This window comes from Aeromonas sp. FDAARGOS 1404, from assembly GCF_019047085.1.
Lineage (GTDB): Bacteria > Pseudomonadota > Gammaproteobacteria > Enterobacterales > Aeromonadaceae > Aeromonas > Aeromonas veronii.
The window spans coordinates 2,944,625-2,959,153 of the sequence record NZ_CP077237.1 but is presented as its reverse complement, the minus strand read 5'-3'; the positions used below and the strand labels follow the sequence as shown (position 1 = coordinate 2,959,153).

Genomic DNA, 14,529 nt, shown 5'->3' with positions numbered 1-14,529 from the left:
CGCCAATCTGGCGGGGCCTTTCATTTCAGGCTGTGACGACAGGAATCAACCCGCGGCCAGCTCCTTGCGGTAGCTCTTCACCTTGGCAAGGAACTGACGACGCTCCTTGCCGCTCAGGGGTTCAGCCATCGGCAGCTTGGCGGTCATGGCATTGACCGGGCGGTTATTGATCCGCAGCTCGTAGTGCAGGTGAGCACCGGTCGAGCGACCTGTGTTGCCGGAGAGGCCGATCTTGTCGCCCATCTTCACTCGCTGACCGGTTTTGACCAGCAGCTTGCTCAGGTGCAGATAACGGGTAGAGAGAGTACGGCCATGCTTGATGACGATATAGGTACCCGCCAGCGGGTGGCTGGTTGCCTTCTGGACGATACCATCACCGGTCGCCAGCACTGGCGTACCCACCGGCACTGCGAAGTCGGTGCCCTCGTGAGGACGCACCATACCGGTTACCGGATGTTTGCGGGCCGGGTTGAAGTTGGAGCTGATCCGATAGCGGCTGTGGGTCGGGTAGCGGCGGAATCCGCGCTCCAGACTGTTGCCCTGACCGTCGTAATAGTTGCCGTCATCGGAGAGCCAGGCCGACACCGTCTTGCCCTGGCTGGTCACTTCCACACCCAGCAGCTGGCTGTTGCCAGTGCTCTTGCCTTCCACCGTCTCCTGGCGTACCAGCACTTTGAACTTGTCGCCCTTCTGCAGATCCTTGGCGAAATTCATCCGCCACTGGAACAGGTTGGCAATTTTCTGGATATGGTTGGCCGGAATCCCCGCATTGCGGGCACTGACATAGAAGCTGCCGTTGATCACGCCGTTGTAACGCTGCGGTTGCCACTCAACCTTCTCATTGATCATGGAGGCGGTATAGGCATCGTCGCTGCGCGCCATCACCAGCGTCTGCTTGATGTTCAGGCGGATTTTGAGTTGCTGCAGGATGTTGTCCTGATCGATCAGCAGCTCGATATTCTGGCCCGGCTTGAGGCGCGCCAGATAATTCTTGTTATCGGCGTCCAGCACCTTGTAGAGGGTGGTGGTGGAGAGACCGAGATTGTTAAAAATGGCGGTCAGGTTTTCGCCGTTGCGGACCCGGTAATCCTGCCACTGGGGGGTGGTGTCAACCGGGATGTCGTCATCCGGCGCACTCTGATCAACCAGTTCGTGATCGGGGATTTCGTTAAAGTCGGTGTTGTTTTCGTTGGTTGCCGTACCTGCGGTATCAATGGGCAACTCAAGACGCAGCGGCCGCTCAAGGATGTCACCCGGAGCTGGCAATAATGCCACTGCTGACAGGGTCATGGCCGTCAGCATCAGCATGGCGTAAAAGTGTTTGCGGGGAACCGGTGGTTCCCAATTGGCAGCCTGTACTACCAAGGGACGGAGACGTTTCATCCGCTATCCTGTATTTAGATCTAAAGAGTGTGAGTTGTGATGTCAGTTGTGACAAAACCGTATAAAACTGTTTGTTGGACACAAATAGTTACAAATAGTTCATCACAATCTGCATGAACCTCACATTTTATGCATAACCCGCCCGGATGGGCAGAAATGATCGTCTTTTTTAACCATTTTTTCCTATTTTTAAGAACCGGGTCGGATTCGCTACTGAATAGAAACCCAAAATGTTGCGATAACTTTTCCATGGAGTGGATATGTCGTTAGCAAAACTGTTAATCAGAATAATTGTCGTCCTGTTCCTGATCGGTGCAGCGCTGCTGTTTGCACTGGAAGTCACGACGGTCCGCCAATCCATCCTCGACCAGATGTCAGCCAACCTGGAAACCGCCATCACCGCTCTCGGGCTGGTGCTGCAAGGAACCCTGCTTAATGACGACAATGTGCTGGCCGAGACCATCGTCAATGCCATGTTCGATGGCGGCTTCGTCAGCTCGGTCACCCTGATCGATCCTGATGGCCAGTTGCTGTTTCAGAAGGTCTTCCACTCTACCCAGCAAAATGTCCCCGGCTGGCTTCCCTCGGTTATCGGCATGCCCCCCGTCAAGATTGAGCAAGAGTTGACCGATGGCTGGCGCATGCTGGGCACTCTGACCCTTGAGGGGCATAGCGGCTACGCCTATCAGCATCTGTGGAATGCCATCAGTCGCACCGGTCTGGCGCTGCTGGCGGGCCTCGTCGTATTTACCCTGATCATCTCTCTGGTCTGCAAACGCCTGCTGCAGCCCCTGGAGCAGATCAACCTGCAGCTGATCCGTATCCGCAAACACCAGTTCAACAGCACCCTGCCCACTCCCTGGTTGCAAGACCTCAGAGAAGTGGCACTTTCCATCAACCAATTGGTTTCCGAACGCAAACGGGATCTGCTGCAACAACGACTCAAAATCACCCAGCTGGGAAAACAGCTGCCACTGACGACCCCACAGCCGCTGCAAGGAGTGAGCCCGCTGCCGGAAGGCGGGCAACTGCAAAAATTTGTCTCCACACAAGGGGAGATCGCGCTCTATCAGCGTTTCTTGCCCAGCCAGCCCCTCGGTGCCGACAGCGATCTCGCAACCATCCAGAGCGCCCTGCAACAGTGGCAGCACTCTCATATAGAAGGGGTCTTGCTGCCCCTCTCCCTGCTCAATCACCCGCAATGGTCCGAGATCGCCCCTCTGCTAAGCCAGGGCCGCGGCAAAACACTGGATTGGCGCTGGGATGTGGTCACCTTTCCCGCCCACGGCCAAGCCACATTGGCTGCGTTGCAGGAACAGGGGTGTGAGCTCGCTTTCAGCGCCATTCCCCTCAATGCGGATACCTTCAATCAACTTGACCCGCTCAATCCCATCTTTATCAGCTGTCAGCTGACCGATGCGCCGCTCTACTGGAATCTGCTCTCCCAAACCATGCATGCCGCCGGTTATACCCTGCTGGCAGAATCGGGAGAGTGTCGCGACATCGACAAACTGCGGACCTGGGGTATCGATGGTTATGCCAAGGAGGCGCAATCATGAAGAAGCTCGCCATGCTGTTGCCCCTACTGTGGCAACCCGGCCTGATGGCTGAAACCGTCACTATCACCACCGGGGGTGAGCAGGGGATTTATCACCAGATAACCAAAGAGTTTTGCCGTCTGGCCCATGAGGTCGATGAGCAACTTGCGTGCACATTGCAGAGCTCATCGGGTTCAATAGAAAACCTGAAGCGGCTGAAGAGTGGCGAGACCTCCTACGCCATGGTGCAGTCAGACTGGCTATATCAGGCAAGTCGGGGCTTGGGCCCTTTTACCACCCAGCCGCAACCTGAGCTGCGCGCCCTGTTTGCCACCCATGCCGAGCCATTCACCATAGTGATCCGTGCCGACGGCGATATCACATCACTGGAGCAGCTCAAGCTCGCCCCCATCGACATGGGGTTGAAGAACTCGGGAACCCGCCAAACGGCGCTGACCCTGTTCAACATCTTGGGAGCGAAAGAGCAGGATCTCGATCTGAAGAGCATGGCCAACCTGCCGGATGCACTCTGCAGCAAGCAGATCGACGCATTTGCACTGGTGATGGGGCATCCTAACCGGATTGTGCTCGACACCGCCAAACGCTGCGCGGTCAGTTTCCTCCCCATCGATGGGGCCACCCGTGATCAGCTACTCAAAGGGGTCAAATATTACCAACGTAGTCAGGTGCCCGCTCGTATCTACCCCGGCAATCTGAAGGCAACTCCCACCTTTGCCATTGCCGCCGCCCTGGTTACCAATGCCACCATGCCGGAAGAGTCTGTCTATCGTCTGACCAAGGCCATGCTGACCCAGCAGACCAAGTTCAATGAGCAGACTTATGGCTACGCCAATATGTTTCACCGGGCACGCAATAAAACCGGCCCGGTGCTGAGTATTGAACAGCATCCGGGCGCGGCGAAATATTTCGATGAGTTGAAGGCGGCGGGCAAGCTATAACTGACGACGAGGAGAGCGCAGTTGCTCGCTGGAGAAACGGGTCTTCATCGATGTCCACTGCGCCAACCGATCGGCACTCCCCGCCAGCGTTCCTTCCCGCCGTGACTTCATGATCCAGATGCTTTTGGCATCGAAACTGTAAACGGGAATGAGATCGGTACGCTTGCTGCCCGGCAGGATCCGGCTGTTGATGTTGTCGAGCACCAGTGGGTCAGCCTTGGGTGTCGGGAAGTAGAGCGTCACCATGTGGAACTGGTTGTAACGCACCGCCTTGACGTAGGCCAGCCGCAGCTTCTTCTCATCCACCCCCAGCTCCATCAGGGTGTAGTACTTGGAGATGCTGTAATCCTCGCAATCCCCACCTCGGGCACCGATGAACTCCAGCGGATTGGCCCAGTAATCCTCATCTCCCCACAGCTTGGGGTCTTCACTGTAGGTGAGATTGTTGAAGTAGTTGTTCACCAGCTCGATCTTCTGCTGATCCGTGGTTCCCGCTCTGGGAGTGAGCAGGCGAGAGAATGCCTCGGCCCGCTGGATGGCCCGGCCACCATACACTTCCTGTAGCTTGGCCCGCAGATCCGGACTGGCAATATATTCGGAAAGACGCGAAGCCTGCACGTTGGCGCAACATAGCGCCAACGTGCAGACCGGGATCAACAACCATTTCATACCGGACACTCCATGTCAGATGCTGGAGGTCAGTATAGTCCCTCCGGATGAGAGGCTCAGCAGGCGATCAGCGACACTGGGCGAATGCGTCTGCCAGTTGTTGCATGAATTGGGGATAACCATCCGGGCCGAGTGGCACCTGTTCACCCACCTCATCCAGCAACAGTACCTTGGCGCCGGTATTGCGTGCCACCGATTCGATCACAGCCGGTGAGAATTGCGGCTCGGCATAAATGCAGCTCGCCTGCTTCTCTTCCAGTGCCTTGCGGATATCCACCAGGGTCTTGGCGCCCGGGCGACGCTCAGGGCTCACGGTAAAGTGACCTTTTGAACTCATGCCGTAGTGGCGCTCCCAGTAACCATACGCCTCGTGGAAGACAAAGTACCCCTTCTCATTCACCGCCTTCATCTGACCAGCAATCACCTTGTCTTTGGCATCCACCTTGGTATCAAATGCCGCGAGGTTGGCGTCATAGCGAGCCTGATTGGCCGGATCCAGCTTGCCCAATTCACTTGCGATCGCCTTGGCAATCACTTTGGCCTGCGTCGGACCAAGCCAGATATGGGGATCGACCCCTTCGTGATGATGTCCCTCATGCCCTTCATCATGATCATGGTTACCGTGCTCGTGGGCGGCATGATCGTGATCATCATGGTCATGGGAGTCATGACTATCCTGAGTCGCGTAGTTGAACAGCGGCATTCCCTCAACCTGAGTCAGGGCCAAAGCATGGGGATGATTGGCCAGCGGCTTGGCCATAAACCCTTCCAGCTCGGGGCCAACCCACACCACCAGCCCAGCACTGTTGATGCTGCGAATATCGGACGGGCGCAGGGAGAAATCGTGGGGAGAGGCGCCGGTCGGCAACAATACCTTGGGCTCACTCACGCCGTCAGTGATCGCCGCAGCGATGAAGCCAAGGGGCTTGATGGTGGTCAGTACCTCAATGGCACGAACAGGCAAACTCACCGCCAGCAGGGCAGTGAAAAGCGCAATAATTCTCATTGGTGAATCTCGTCAGGGGGTGAGTATGTGATAATATAACAGCCGCTTTTTGTTATATTATAACTCTCACTAGCTGTAAACCCCGGAGTTGTCATGAGCCAACTGGTAGAGCTGAAAGAGGTCTCTCTCTCGTTTGATGGACGCTCTGTGCTCGACAAGGTCTCCTTTACCCTCAATAAAGGCAAAATCACCACGCTCGTCGGCCCCAACGGGGCTGGCAAGAGCACCCTGAGCAAGCTGGTGCTGGGCCTGCTCACGCCGGATTCAGGCAAGATCACCCGCAGCCGCGATCTGAGAGTCGGCTATGTACCGCAGCGCCTCTATCTGGATCCCACCTTGCCGCTGACGGTGCGTCGCTTCCTGCAACTGGGCAAAAATAGCCGCCTCTCCATCGAGGAAGCTCTGGCCCGGGTGGGCGCAGAGGGATTGCTGGAAAACCGGATGCAAAAACTCTCCGGCGGTGAGATGCAGCGGGTGCTGCTGGCTCGCGCCCTGCTGGTCAAACCCGAGCTGCTGGTACTGGACGAGCCGGTTCAAGGCGTGGACATCACTGGCCAGATCGAGCTCTACGCCCTGATCGGCCAGCTCGCCGCCGAATTCAATTGCGCCGTGCTGATGGTCTCCCACGACCTGCATCTGGTGATGGCCAGCACCCACGAGGTGATCTGCCTCAATCGCCACGTCTGCTGTCATGGCGAGCCGGAAAGCGTGACTCGCCACCCCGAATTTGCCCGTCTGTTCGGGCGACCGGAGCAGGAGGTGCTGGCGGTCTATACCCACCATCACCACTGCGACGGCGAACACCATCATCATGAACCGCAGGCCCCCGTCATCCGCCTGCCTTCTCGCAACAACGCTCACAGCAAATAGCGCAAGCAACAGGACATTCAAGTGGACAGCTTTCTGTTATACGCCCTCGCGGCCGGCCTCGGCATCGCCCTGCTGGCTGGCCCCCTCGGCAGCTTCGTGGTATGGCGAAAAATGGCCTATTTTGGCGATACCCTCTCCCATGCCTGTCTGTTCGGCATCGCGCTGGGCATTCTGCTGCAGGTCGATCTCACCCTGGCGGTAGTGGTCTGCTGCCTCGCCATGGCAATGCTGCTGGTGATCATGAGTCGCAACCAGCAGGTAGCAACCGATACCCTGCTCGGCATTCTGGCCCACAGCGCCCTGTCCCTCGGTCTGGTTACCTTGAGTTTTATGGATAACGTGCGGGTGGATCTGATGGCCTACCTGTTTGGCGACCTGCTCTCGGTACAACCGATGGATCTGCTCTGGATCTACGGCGGTGGCGCGCTGGTGCTGCTCACCCTGTGGCGGTTGTGGGATCCCCTGCTCTCCATGACCATCTCGGAAGAGCTGGCACGGGTAGAAGGGATCCGGGTCGATGTGCTGCGCTGCGTGCTTATGCTGCTGATTGGGCTGGTGATCGCCGTGGCGATGAAGTTTGTCGGGGCGCTGATCATCACCTCCCTGCTGATCATTCCCGCCGCTACCGCCCGCCGTTTCAGTCAGACGCCGGAGCAGATGGCCGGCTTTGCCGCGCTGATCGGCTGCCTCGCCGTACTCGGCGGGCTGACCCTCTCCTGGTATCAGGATACTCCGGCTGGGCCTTCGGTCGTCGTCTGTGCCACCAGCCTGTTTGTGCTGAGCCAGTTCAAGAGAGCGTAACGGTGCAGGCTAGAGCGGCATGCTCTGGCGTGTCTCCATCATCAGCCACTGGCGCAACCGGCTGATGGCAGGCTCATGAGCCCGCGAGCGCTTGCAGGTGAAGTAGAAGGCATCCCCCGTCTCCAGCTGGTGTACCGGCAAGGCCACCAGCTGGGGATCATCGGGCCGCAGCATGTAATCATTCACGAATGCCACCCCCTGATCCCAGGCTGCCGCCTCCATCGCCAACAGCACATGGCTGAAATGGTGCATCCGCGCCTCGTCCGGGATCACCAGCCCACCCGCCTTGGCCCAGCGCTGCCAATCCTCCCCCCGCGCCTTGTAAATGGACTGCACCGAGAGCAGCGGCAGCTGCCAGATGGCCTCAGGCCACTCCCCGCTAACCTGCTGCAACAGACGGCGACTGCAGACCGGAAAGAGCCGCTCCTGATAGATAAGATCGTGACAGTAGCCACGCCCGTGGGGTGAGACTGTGATAAAGCAGTCCGCCACCCGATCGGAAAGTTCGGGATCTTCCGCCACCATCTCCAGACTCAAATCCAGCTCGGGGTAGAGCTGGCGCAATCCGGCCAGGCGGGGGATCAGCCACTTCACCGCAAACGAGCTGTAGACCGCGAGCCGGACTCGCATCTCGCCGCCACCACGCAACTGTTCGCTGCTCTGGGCAATCTGGCTGAGCCCGGCGGCAATCCCCTCAAAGTAACTCTCCCCCTGGGTTGTCAGGGAAAGCAGCCTCCCCTGACGCAGCAGCAAGCGCTCACCCAGAAAATCCTCCAGCAGACGAATTTGGTGGCTGACCGCACTCTGGCTGACGTTCAGTTCAAGGGCGGCACGGGAGAAGCTGAGCAGCCGGGCCACCACCTCGAAATATTGCACCGCACGCAGGGGAGGAAGCTTCACTATCTAAATATCTCATGAGTGGTCATTTTTTATCATTTTACTGGATATCAACCGGCACGCTACCCTCCGCTCATCTGAAGTGGGAGGTGGTATGAATGCAGTAGGGATCGGTATCCTTTATCTGGTGCTGGGCAATATGGTGGCGGTTTTTTCCGATGCGCTGGTCAAGGTGCTGGAGCCGGATCAGCCCATCTTCCAGTTTGTCTTTTTCCGCCAGCTCTCGGCCGCCATTCTGCTGATGCCCTGGCTGCTCTGGTCATGGCGCCGCAACCCACCGGTGGCCATCAAGTGGCACCTGCTGCGGGCCCATATTTGGGCGGTCGGCGTCTGCCTGATGGTGGTGGCCCTCACCCGCTTGCCGCTCGCCACTGCCAATGCCCTCTTCTATGCCGCCCCCCTGATGATGGTGCCGCTGGCAGTGTGGATGGCGGGGGAAGCGATCTCGCGCCAGAAGGTGCTGACTGCGGTTATCGGGTTTATCGGGGTATTGATCGTGCTGCGCCCGACCGAGGTGAACTGGGCCGCACTGGCGGCGCTCGGGGTGGCGCTGTCGATGGCACTGAACAATCTGCTGATCAAGCGGATCCCGCTCAAGCAGCCCATCGCCCAGACCCTGTTTTTCACCAACGTGCTGAGCATGCCCTTCATTCTCGCGCTGGCCTGGTGGGAAGGGGGCGACTGGCAGTGGCAGATGTGGTGGCCCGCCTTTGGCTCCTCGGCGCTGATCATGGTCTATGCGGGATTGTGCGTGGTGGCCTATCGCAAGGCGGAGGCTAGCAAGATCGCCTCGGCGGAGTACACCGGTCTGCTGATGGCGGTGGCCATCGGGGTATGGTTGTTTGACGAGCAGCCGGGCCTGCCGCTGCTGCTGGGCTGTATCTGCATCGTCCTGCCACTTATCGCCATGGCGCGCAGCAAGCCAAAACCGCTGGCCGAGCCAGCGCTCTAATACTCAGGGTCTCCCCAGAAGCGGGGCGACCCTTTGCTGCAGATGGGGGACGATCTCCTGCTCGAACCAGGGATTCCTCCTGAGCCAGAGGGTATTACGCGGGGAGGGATGCGGCAACGGCAGCCAGCCGGGGCCATAGTCGGCCCAGCTGCGCACCGTGTCGGTGAGTGACCCTTTGGCTGCCCCCCGCAGATAGTAGGCTTGTGAATATTGGCCGATCAGCAGGGTCAGTTCGATATTGGGCAACAGCATCAATACCTTGTCGTGCCAGGTGGGCGCACATTCGGGGCGCGGCGGCAGATCGCCGGATTTTCCCCTGCCGGGATAACAGAGCCCCATCGGCATGATGGCGATGCGGGATTCGTCGTAAAAGGTGGCCTTATCGACCCCGAGCCACTGGCGCAGCCTATCACCGGAGGGGTCATCCCACGGGATACCGCTGGCATGCACCCGGGTGCCGGGCGCCTGACCGATGATCAACAAGCGGGCACTCTCGGCCCCGCGGATCACCGGACGAGGCCCCAGCGGCAGATGAGCCTCACACAGACGGCAGGCCCTGATTTGCTCAAACAACTTATCGATTCGCTGCATGACGTTGATAGTACCAGCATTTCCCTGTTTTCCCTCTTGTGGAAACAGGGCGCGCCCCCTACTATCGCCATGGATGTTTAATTTAATAAACGGATAATAATGAAAAACTGGCTAGGTACCGGCACCGCAACCCTCTCCTTCATCCTGTGGGGGATGCTGCCGCTCTATTATCAATTCATGCCCGAGGTCAACATGTGGGAGCTGATCTCCCACCGGGTGCTCTGGTCTGTGGTGCTGCTGGGAGCCCTGTTTTTGCTACTTGGCCACAAGGTGCCTTGGGCACAACTGCGCAGCGAGCCACGCCAGCTCGGCCTCATTCTGTTGGCGGGCCCCGTCATGTCCATCAGCTGGTGCATGTTCACCTGGTGCCTCACTACCGGACAGGTGCTGACCACCAGCCTCGCCTTCTTTATGACCCCGCTGTTCAATATTGTATTCGCCGTCATCTTCCTCAAAGAGCGGCTCACCCCGCAAAAGCATCTGGCAGTCGCTCTGGCACTGGCGGGTCTCGCCTACATGCTCTTCTGCTACGGCCAGCTCCCCTGGTTCTCCCTCATCATGGGGGCCAACTTCGCCTGCTACGGCCTTATCAAGAAGAAGATCCACTACGACACCGGCACCAGCCTCTATCTGGAAGCCATGGTGCAACTGCCCGTCGCGCTGATCATCATCGGCACGCTGGCATGGCACGGGGAAGGGGCATTCGTGAACGGAGATCTGGCCGACAAGCTGCTGCTGATGGGCAGTGCGCCCGCCACCCTGCTGCCGGTGGGACTGTTCTGCTACGCGGTGGCGAGAACCCGGATGAGCACGGTGGGGCTGCTGCAATATATCGAGCCCAGCCTCGCCTTCCTGCTCGCCATCTACTGGTTTGGTGAGGCGCCAGACCCCATCAAGGCGGTCGGTTTCGCCTTCGTCTGGGCTGGTCTGCTGGTGAGCCTGTTGCCGCTACACCGGCTCAAGCGCCGCCCTCAGGGCGTACCGCGATAGGACTCCAGCACCTTGTGCCAACGGGGATCCCGGTCCATCTGCTCGGCGATGTCGTTGAGGGTGGCATGCAGCTCGGGACGGGATTTGGGCAGCAGGATATGGCGGGTATAGCTGGATTGGGGGAAGGGTGAGATAAACAGCTTGCCCTGATAGTGCTGTGAGTCGATGAAAAAGCCCAGCGATGAACCACTCACCAGCGTCACATCGATGCGGCCGCGCACCAGCAGCTCGAGGTTGGTCTTCACCTTCTTGGCATCCTGACGTACCAGCTCCCCGCGGCCAGCCGCATCATCGATCCCCTGATAGCGGTAACCCTCCACCCCGCCAAACACCAACCCCTTGAGGGAGTCGGGCCCGCGATAGGTGACCGGGTTGTCAATGTTCGAGACCAGCTCGTTGGTGTCGCGCATCACCGGGAAAGTCCAGAGATAGCGCTCGCGATGGGGATCCCCCACCCAGGCGGGATTGACCCAGACCACCAGACCGTCAAAGTCGGGATCCGCCATCTCCAGCGCCAGCCGGGCCCGATTGACCAGCCAAAGCTCGATTCTGGGTTCACCCCCCAGCTTTTCATTGAGATACTTGACCAGCTCGCGGCTCAGCCCTGCATCCACTCCGGTGTTGAAGGGGGGATGCTGATGGTAATCGTAGAGACGGATCGTCTCCCCCAGAGCCGGGACCGACAACAGTAACCACAACCAAAACCAGACTCTCATCGCACCTCCTTGAGCTGCCTCTGAGTTTGGCACAGAGAATTTGAATGAGAGAACCCGCGACCACCACTCCAGCGCCGCAACCTTCCGCCCCTTCCCGCTGGTCTGTCTATATGGTGCGTACAGCCACCGGCCTGCTCTATACCGGGATCAGCACGGATCCGCTGCGCCGCCTGCGCCAGCACCAGAGTGGCAAGGGCGCTCGCGCCCTGCGCGGCAAGGGGCCACTGACGCTGGCGTGGCAACAGGAAGTCGGCGAGAAGGGGGCGGCTCTGCGCATCGAATATCGCCTCAAGCAGCAGCCGAAATCCTTCAAGGAACAGCTGATAAAAAGCCCGGCACTCTGGCAGAGCTGGAGCCCCCAGTGGTTACCCGCAGCCACCCAGCCTTGAGGACGACAGGCAAAAAAAGGCCACTCGATGAGTGGCCGGAAAGGGGAAATCAGGGAGCATCACACAACGTCTTGCACAACCTCAGGCGGGTTAGAGGTAGGTATTGGAACGCTTGCTACGGTTGCTGATCAGCCAGCAAACCGCCAGCACCAGCAACAACCAGGGGGCCAGCTTGATGATCAGAGCAAGCATGCCGCCCAGCGCCCCAAGCAGCACGAACAGGGCGCTCACCAGCAACATGGCTACCAGGGTAAAACCGGTCAGTGCCATGACCAGCAGCACCACCAGCAAGATGAAAAATTCCAGCATAACTTGCTCCTTATCAGTACCTTGTCTGCCGACTGTTCAACCCTTCGGTCAATCCAGCCAGCGCTTCAATTCATAACGGGGCGGCATCACCAACACCGCCAGCAGATAGGCGGCCAGAGCCAGCGGCGGCATCAGGATCAGGGCGAGCAGTGCCACCACCCGCACCGTGACTCTGGAGACCCCCAACCGCCTGGCAATACCGGCGCAGACCCCGGTCAGCTTGCGATGCACCAGATCCTTGGGCCAGGGGCTCATGATTACACCTCCGCCTTCTGGCCTTTGAGACGAGCCAGCTCGCGCTCGATCTCGTCATTGAGCTCCAGCTCGCGGAACTGGGCCTCCAGCGAGGGATTCTGCCCCAGGGTGGCCGCCTCCAGCTGGGCTTCCAGCTGATCGACCCGGCCCTGAAAACCATCAAAGCGCGCCATCAGCTCATGCATCCGCTGGTTGTCTACCTGGGCGCGAGCACGAATGCGGCTGTGGGCAGTCTGCTCGCGCAGGGTCAGCAGTTTCTGCTTCTCGCGCGCCTCGGTCAGCTTGGCCGCCAGTCGCTCGCTATCGGCGGTAAGCTGGGCCAGCACCTCGGCGACCCGGGCCTTGTCCTGCTCCAGCTGTTCACATTTTTTGACCTCCGCCAGCTTCTCGGTAAGGGCGGCGCGGGCCAGATCCTCACGTCCCTTCTGGATGGCGAGCTCGGCCTTGGCCGACCACTCCAGGATCTGCGCCTGCAACGCCAGCTGGTGACGCTCCAGCTGCTTCTGTTCGGCAATCACGCGGGCGGCCTGGGTACGCATTTCGACCTGCACCTGCTCCATCTCTTCGATCATCAGGCGCAGCATCTTCTCCGGCTCTTCACTCTTGTCGAGCAGGCTGTGCAGGTTGGCATTAATCACGTCGGTCAGGCGGCTGAATACGCTCATGGTCTGGCTCCTTGTTGATGGGATGGCTATCTCTTCCCATTGCATTACAAGAGCCGTGCCAAGAAAAATTATTGTTATTTTACATATAGATGGGAATTTACCGAGGAAATTCAAGAAGCGTTTATTGGTGAGAATAGCCAACCAGGTGGTGATTTTTACCAACAAAAAAGGGAGCCTCTGGCTCCCTTGTCGATTCGTCTGCGATATCCGTCAGGCGGCGTGGCTGTGGCCCAGCTTGCTGTCCAGTTCGGTCAGCTTGGCCTCCATCCGGGCGCGGCAGGTGTCGGAGAGATCGCGAATGCCGCTGGCACCGTGCTCCTTGCTGCAGACCGGCGCCATCACTTCCACCAGCACTTCGCCGTTGTCCCAGCGATTGAGGTCGACCTGACCGAAGTAGCTGGAGCAGACGATGGGCACCACGGGCACTTCAGCCTGTACCGCAGTGTGGAAAGCGCCCGCCTTGAACGGCAGCAGGCCACGCCCCTGGGAGCGGGTCCCTTCCGGGAACATCCAGATGGAGGTGCCGCGGTTCTTGATGCGATCCACCACCTGACCTATGGTGCCGATGGCACGGGAGCGGTTGGAGCGGTCGATCAGCACGTTGCCGGAGAGCCAGAAGATAAGGCCGAACAGCGGCAGCCAGAGCAGGCTCTTTTTGCCTACCGCCACCACGCCGGGCTGCACCGCACCGGTCACGGTGAAGATGTCGAAGTTGCTCTGGTGGTTGCAGACGTAGACCGCCGGGCCGACCGATTTGACCTCGTCGGCCACCGTCACCTTGACTCGCAGCCCGATCAGCGGGCAGACCGCGTGATACATGCGGGCGAAGACATAGACGTTGTTGGGATGGCGCGGACGAACCAGACAGAGCAGCAGGCCGAACAGGAACCAGAAAATGAGCAGCAGACCAAGCAGCAGCACACGGGCAATTTTGAGCATCGAACACCTCGAGTTTTAACTCGGCGCAGTATACTGATCCCCCTTTTAGCGAACAAGCGTTCGCCAAACAGAACCGACCACCCTCCCCGTCGCGCCCCCCACAGTACTGCTCATCAATACGCCGCCGACTTGCCCCACCCGCCATTGGTCGTTAGGATGGCCCCATCTTGATGGACGGGGCGAACATGATTTTGCAACAACGGGTAGCGAAACATCTCCTGCTGCTGGTCTGCCTGCTGGTGCTCAATTGTGCGGCCCAGCCGCTGGCCCGGCTTGCCCTGCTCGATCACGCCCTCAGCTGTCAGGCGCTGCCTGTTCCAGGCTCGGCAACGGATCAAGAGGATGCCAAACCGGCCAGCCCGCAACCCACCAGCTGCCAGCTCAACGGCAAGTGGCTAAGCGCCGCCACCCTGCTCTGCGTCGAACAGCTCTTCTTTGCCGTGGCCGTGCTGATCGCCCTGCTGGCTCCCCTTTGGCGCTACACACCGCCACTGCCCCCTCCCAGAGTCATCTCGCCGCCCGAGCGGCGTCTGCACCTCACCCTGTGCGTCTGGCGGGAATGAGTTCGGCTGCGTTCTTTCGTTAGCTGTCACTCAATTT

Annotated in this window: 18 protein-coding genes; 8 read left to right on the top strand and 10 right to left on the bottom strand. The window is 59.2% G+C overall.

Features of this window, described 5'->3' with window-relative positions; genetic code table 11:
- Positions 1-45: 45 nt before the first annotated feature.
- A complete protein-coding gene (mepM, locus tag I6L34_RS13750) occupies positions 46-1,383 on the bottom strand; it encodes a murein DD-endopeptidase MepM (protein ID WP_005354854.1) in 1,338 nt (445 codons plus the stop codon).
- Positions 1,384-1,643: 260 nt separating this feature from the next.
- On the opposite strand from mepM, the gene I6L34_RS13745 reads away from it, so the two are divergent.
- Complete coding sequence (locus I6L34_RS13745; protein WP_058057963.1) at positions 1,644-2,942, top strand: LapD/MoxY N-terminal periplasmic domain-containing protein; 1,299 nt, start codon at positions 1,644-1,646, stop codon at positions 2,940-2,942.
- The gene (locus tag I6L34_RS13740) at positions 2,939-3,880 is read left to right on the top strand and encodes a TAXI family TRAP transporter solute-binding subunit (RefSeq protein ID WP_058057962.1); all 942 of its coding nucleotides are present in this window, start codon (positions 2,939-2,941) and stop codon (positions 3,878-3,880) included. Before I6L34_RS13745 ends, I6L34_RS13740 begins: the two co-directional genes overlap by 4 nt.
- Here I6L34_RS13740 and I6L34_RS13735 read toward each other — a convergent pair.
- Positions 3,875-4,549 carry a transglutaminase-like cysteine peptidase gene (locus I6L34_RS13735; RefSeq protein WP_058057961.1) on the bottom strand — a complete coding sequence of 225 codons (675 nt, stop codon included), beginning with the start codon at positions 4,547-4,549 and terminating at the stop codon, positions 3,875-3,877. The genes I6L34_RS13740 and I6L34_RS13735 overlap by 6 nt on opposite strands.
- 67 nt (positions 4,550-4,616) lie before the next feature.
- The gene (znuA, locus tag I6L34_RS13730; RefSeq protein ID WP_058057960.1) at positions 4,617-5,555 is read right to left on the bottom strand and encodes a zinc ABC transporter substrate-binding protein ZnuA; all 939 of its coding nucleotides are present in this window, start codon (positions 5,553-5,555) and stop codon (positions 4,617-4,619) included.
- 93 nt (positions 5,556-5,648) lie between these two features.
- Here znuA and znuC point away from each other — a divergent pair, with 93 nt between their 5' ends.
- Both znuC and znuB read left to right on the top strand, forming a co-directional pair.
- Positions 5,649-6,425 carry a zinc ABC transporter ATP-binding protein ZnuC gene (gene znuC / locus I6L34_RS13725; protein ID WP_075116034.1) on the top strand — a complete coding sequence of 259 codons (777 nt, stop codon included), beginning with the start codon at positions 5,649-5,651 and terminating at the stop codon, positions 6,423-6,425.
- Between the two features lie 21 nt (positions 6,426-6,446).
- Positions 6,447-7,226, top strand: a complete 780-nt coding sequence (znuB, locus tag I6L34_RS13720) for a zinc ABC transporter permease subunit ZnuB (protein ID WP_005354863.1) — start codon at positions 6,447-6,449, stop codon at positions 7,224-7,226.
- A 9-nt stretch (positions 7,227-7,235) separates the two neighbouring features.
- On the opposite strand, the gene I6L34_RS13715 is transcribed toward znuB, so the two are convergent.
- Positions 7,236-8,126: a LysR substrate-binding domain-containing protein gene (locus I6L34_RS13715; RefSeq protein WP_075116033.1), complete on the bottom strand. Its 891-nt coding sequence runs from the start codon at positions 8,124-8,126 to the stop codon at positions 7,236-7,238.
- Between the two features lie 91 nt (positions 8,127-8,217).
- Here I6L34_RS13715 and I6L34_RS13710 point away from each other — a divergent pair, with 91 nt between their 5' ends.
- Positions 8,218-9,075, top strand: a complete 858-nt coding sequence (locus I6L34_RS13710; protein ID WP_058057958.1) for a DMT family transporter — start codon at positions 8,218-8,220, stop codon at positions 9,073-9,075.
- A 3-nt stretch (positions 9,076-9,078) separates the two neighbouring features.
- On the opposite strand, the gene I6L34_RS13705 is transcribed toward I6L34_RS13710, so the two are convergent.
- Complete coding sequence (locus tag I6L34_RS13705; RefSeq protein WP_058057957.1) at positions 9,079-9,666, bottom strand: uracil-DNA glycosylase family protein; 588 nt, start codon at positions 9,664-9,666, stop codon at positions 9,079-9,081.
- Positions 9,667-9,765: 99 nt separating this feature from the next.
- Between I6L34_RS13705 and rarD the strand changes: the two genes are divergently transcribed.
- A complete protein-coding gene (gene rarD, locus I6L34_RS13700) occupies positions 9,766-10,656 on the top strand; it encodes an EamA family transporter RarD (RefSeq protein WP_042052465.1) in 891 nt (296 codons plus the stop codon).
- On the opposite strand, the gene I6L34_RS13695 is transcribed toward rarD, so the two are convergent.
- Entirely contained in the window at positions 10,638-11,372 is a 735-nt protein-coding gene (locus I6L34_RS13695; protein WP_108541231.1) for an ABC transporter substrate-binding protein, read from the bottom strand. The two genes, rarD and I6L34_RS13695, sit on opposite strands and share 19 nt — an antisense overlap.
- A 44-nt stretch (positions 11,373-11,416) precedes the next feature.
- On the opposite strand from I6L34_RS13695, the gene I6L34_RS13690 reads away from it, so the two are divergent.
- Positions 11,417-11,761 carry a GIY-YIG nuclease family protein gene (locus I6L34_RS13690; protein WP_199427747.1) on the top strand — a complete coding sequence of 115 codons (345 nt, stop codon included), beginning with the start codon at positions 11,417-11,419 and terminating at the stop codon, positions 11,759-11,761.
- A 90-nt stretch (positions 11,762-11,851) separates the two neighbouring features.
- On the opposite strand, the gene pspG is transcribed toward I6L34_RS13690, so the two are convergent.
- The 4 genes from pspG to I6L34_RS13670 form a co-directional block, all read right to left on the bottom strand.
- Positions 11,852-12,070 carry an envelope stress response protein PspG gene (pspG, locus tag I6L34_RS13685; RefSeq protein WP_216954851.1) on the bottom strand — a complete coding sequence of 73 codons (219 nt, stop codon included), beginning with the start codon at positions 12,068-12,070 and terminating at the stop codon, positions 11,852-11,854.
- A 48-nt stretch (positions 12,071-12,118) separates the two neighbouring features.
- Positions 12,119-12,325, bottom strand: coding sequence for a PspC domain-containing protein (locus I6L34_RS13680; protein WP_005335873.1), 207 nt, complete (start codon positions 12,323-12,325; stop codon positions 12,119-12,121).
- Positions 12,326-12,327: 2 nt separating this feature from the next.
- The gene (gene pspA, locus I6L34_RS13675) at positions 12,328-12,990 is read right to left on the bottom strand and encodes a phage shock protein PspA (RefSeq protein ID WP_201995167.1); all 663 of its coding nucleotides are present in this window, start codon (positions 12,988-12,990) and stop codon (positions 12,328-12,330) included.
- Positions 12,991-13,200: 210 nt separating this feature from the next.
- A complete protein-coding gene (locus I6L34_RS13670) occupies positions 13,201-13,929 on the bottom strand; it encodes a 1-acylglycerol-3-phosphate O-acyltransferase (protein ID WP_005335875.1) in 729 nt (242 codons plus the stop codon).
- A 185-nt stretch (positions 13,930-14,114) separates the two neighbouring features.
- On the opposite strand from I6L34_RS13670, the gene I6L34_RS13665 reads away from it, so the two are divergent.
- The gene (locus I6L34_RS13665) at positions 14,115-14,492 is read left to right on the top strand and encodes a hypothetical protein (protein ID WP_005335876.1); all 378 of its coding nucleotides are present in this window, start codon (positions 14,115-14,117) and stop codon (positions 14,490-14,492) included.
- Positions 14,493-14,529 lie beyond the last annotated feature (37 nt).

Excerpts from the sequence above, each read along its gene's own strand:
- znuC (WP_075116034.1), top strand. The coding sequence starts at position 5,649 with ATGAGCCAACTGGTAGAGCTGAAAGAGGTCTCTCTCTCGTTTGATGGA.
- rarD (WP_042052465.1), top strand. The coding sequence starts at position 9,766 with ATGAAAAACTGGCTAGGTACCGGCACCGCAACCCTCTCCTTCATCCTG.
- mepM (WP_005354854.1), bottom strand. The coding sequence starts at position 1,383 with ATGAAACGTCTCCGTCCCTTGGTAGTACAGGCTGCCAATTGGGAACCA.
- I6L34_RS13740 (WP_058057962.1), top strand. The coding sequence starts at position 2,939 with ATGAAGAAGCTCGCCATGCTGTTGCCCCTACTGTGGCAACCCGGCCTG.
- I6L34_RS13710 (WP_058057958.1), top strand. The coding sequence starts at position 8,218 with ATGAATGCAGTAGGGATCGGTATCCTTTATCTGGTGCTGGGCAATATG.
- I6L34_RS13665 (WP_005335876.1), top strand. The coding sequence starts at position 14,115 with ATGATTTTGCAACAACGGGTAGCGAAACATCTCCTGCTGCTGGTCTGC.
- I6L34_RS13745 (WP_058057963.1), top strand. The coding sequence starts at position 1,644 with ATGTCGTTAGCAAAACTGTTAATCAGAATAATTGTCGTCCTGTTCCTG.
- pspA (WP_201995167.1), bottom strand. The coding sequence starts at position 12,990 with ATGAGCGTATTCAGCCGCCTGACCGACGTGATTAATGCCAACCTGCAC.
- I6L34_RS13735 (WP_058057961.1), bottom strand. The coding sequence starts at position 4,549 with ATGAAATGGTTGTTGATCCCGGTCTGCACGTTGGCGCTATGTTGCGCC.
- pspG (WP_216954851.1), bottom strand. The coding sequence starts at position 12,070 with ATGCTGGAATTTTTCATCTTGCTGGTGGTGCTGCTGGTCATGGCACTG.
- I6L34_RS13705 (WP_058057957.1), bottom strand. The coding sequence starts at position 9,666 with ATGCAGCGAATCGATAAGTTGTTTGAGCAAATCAGGGCCTGCCGTCTG.
- znuA (WP_058057960.1), bottom strand. The coding sequence starts at position 5,555 with ATGAGAATTATTGCGCTTTTCACTGCCCTGCTGGCGGTGAGTTTGCCT.
- I6L34_RS13695 (WP_108541231.1), bottom strand. The coding sequence starts at position 11,372 with ATGAGAGTCTGGTTTTGGTTGTGGTTACTGTTGTCGGTCCCGGCTCTG.
- I6L34_RS13690 (WP_199427747.1), top strand. The coding sequence starts at position 11,417 with ATGAGAGAACCCGCGACCACCACTCCAGCGCCGCAACCTTCCGCCCCT.
- I6L34_RS13670 (WP_005335875.1), bottom strand. The coding sequence starts at position 13,929 with ATGCTCAAAATTGCCCGTGTGCTGCTGCTTGGTCTGCTGCTCATTTTC.
- I6L34_RS13680 (WP_005335873.1), bottom strand. The coding sequence starts at position 12,325 with ATGAGCCCCTGGCCCAAGGATCTGGTGCATCGCAAGCTGACCGGGGTC.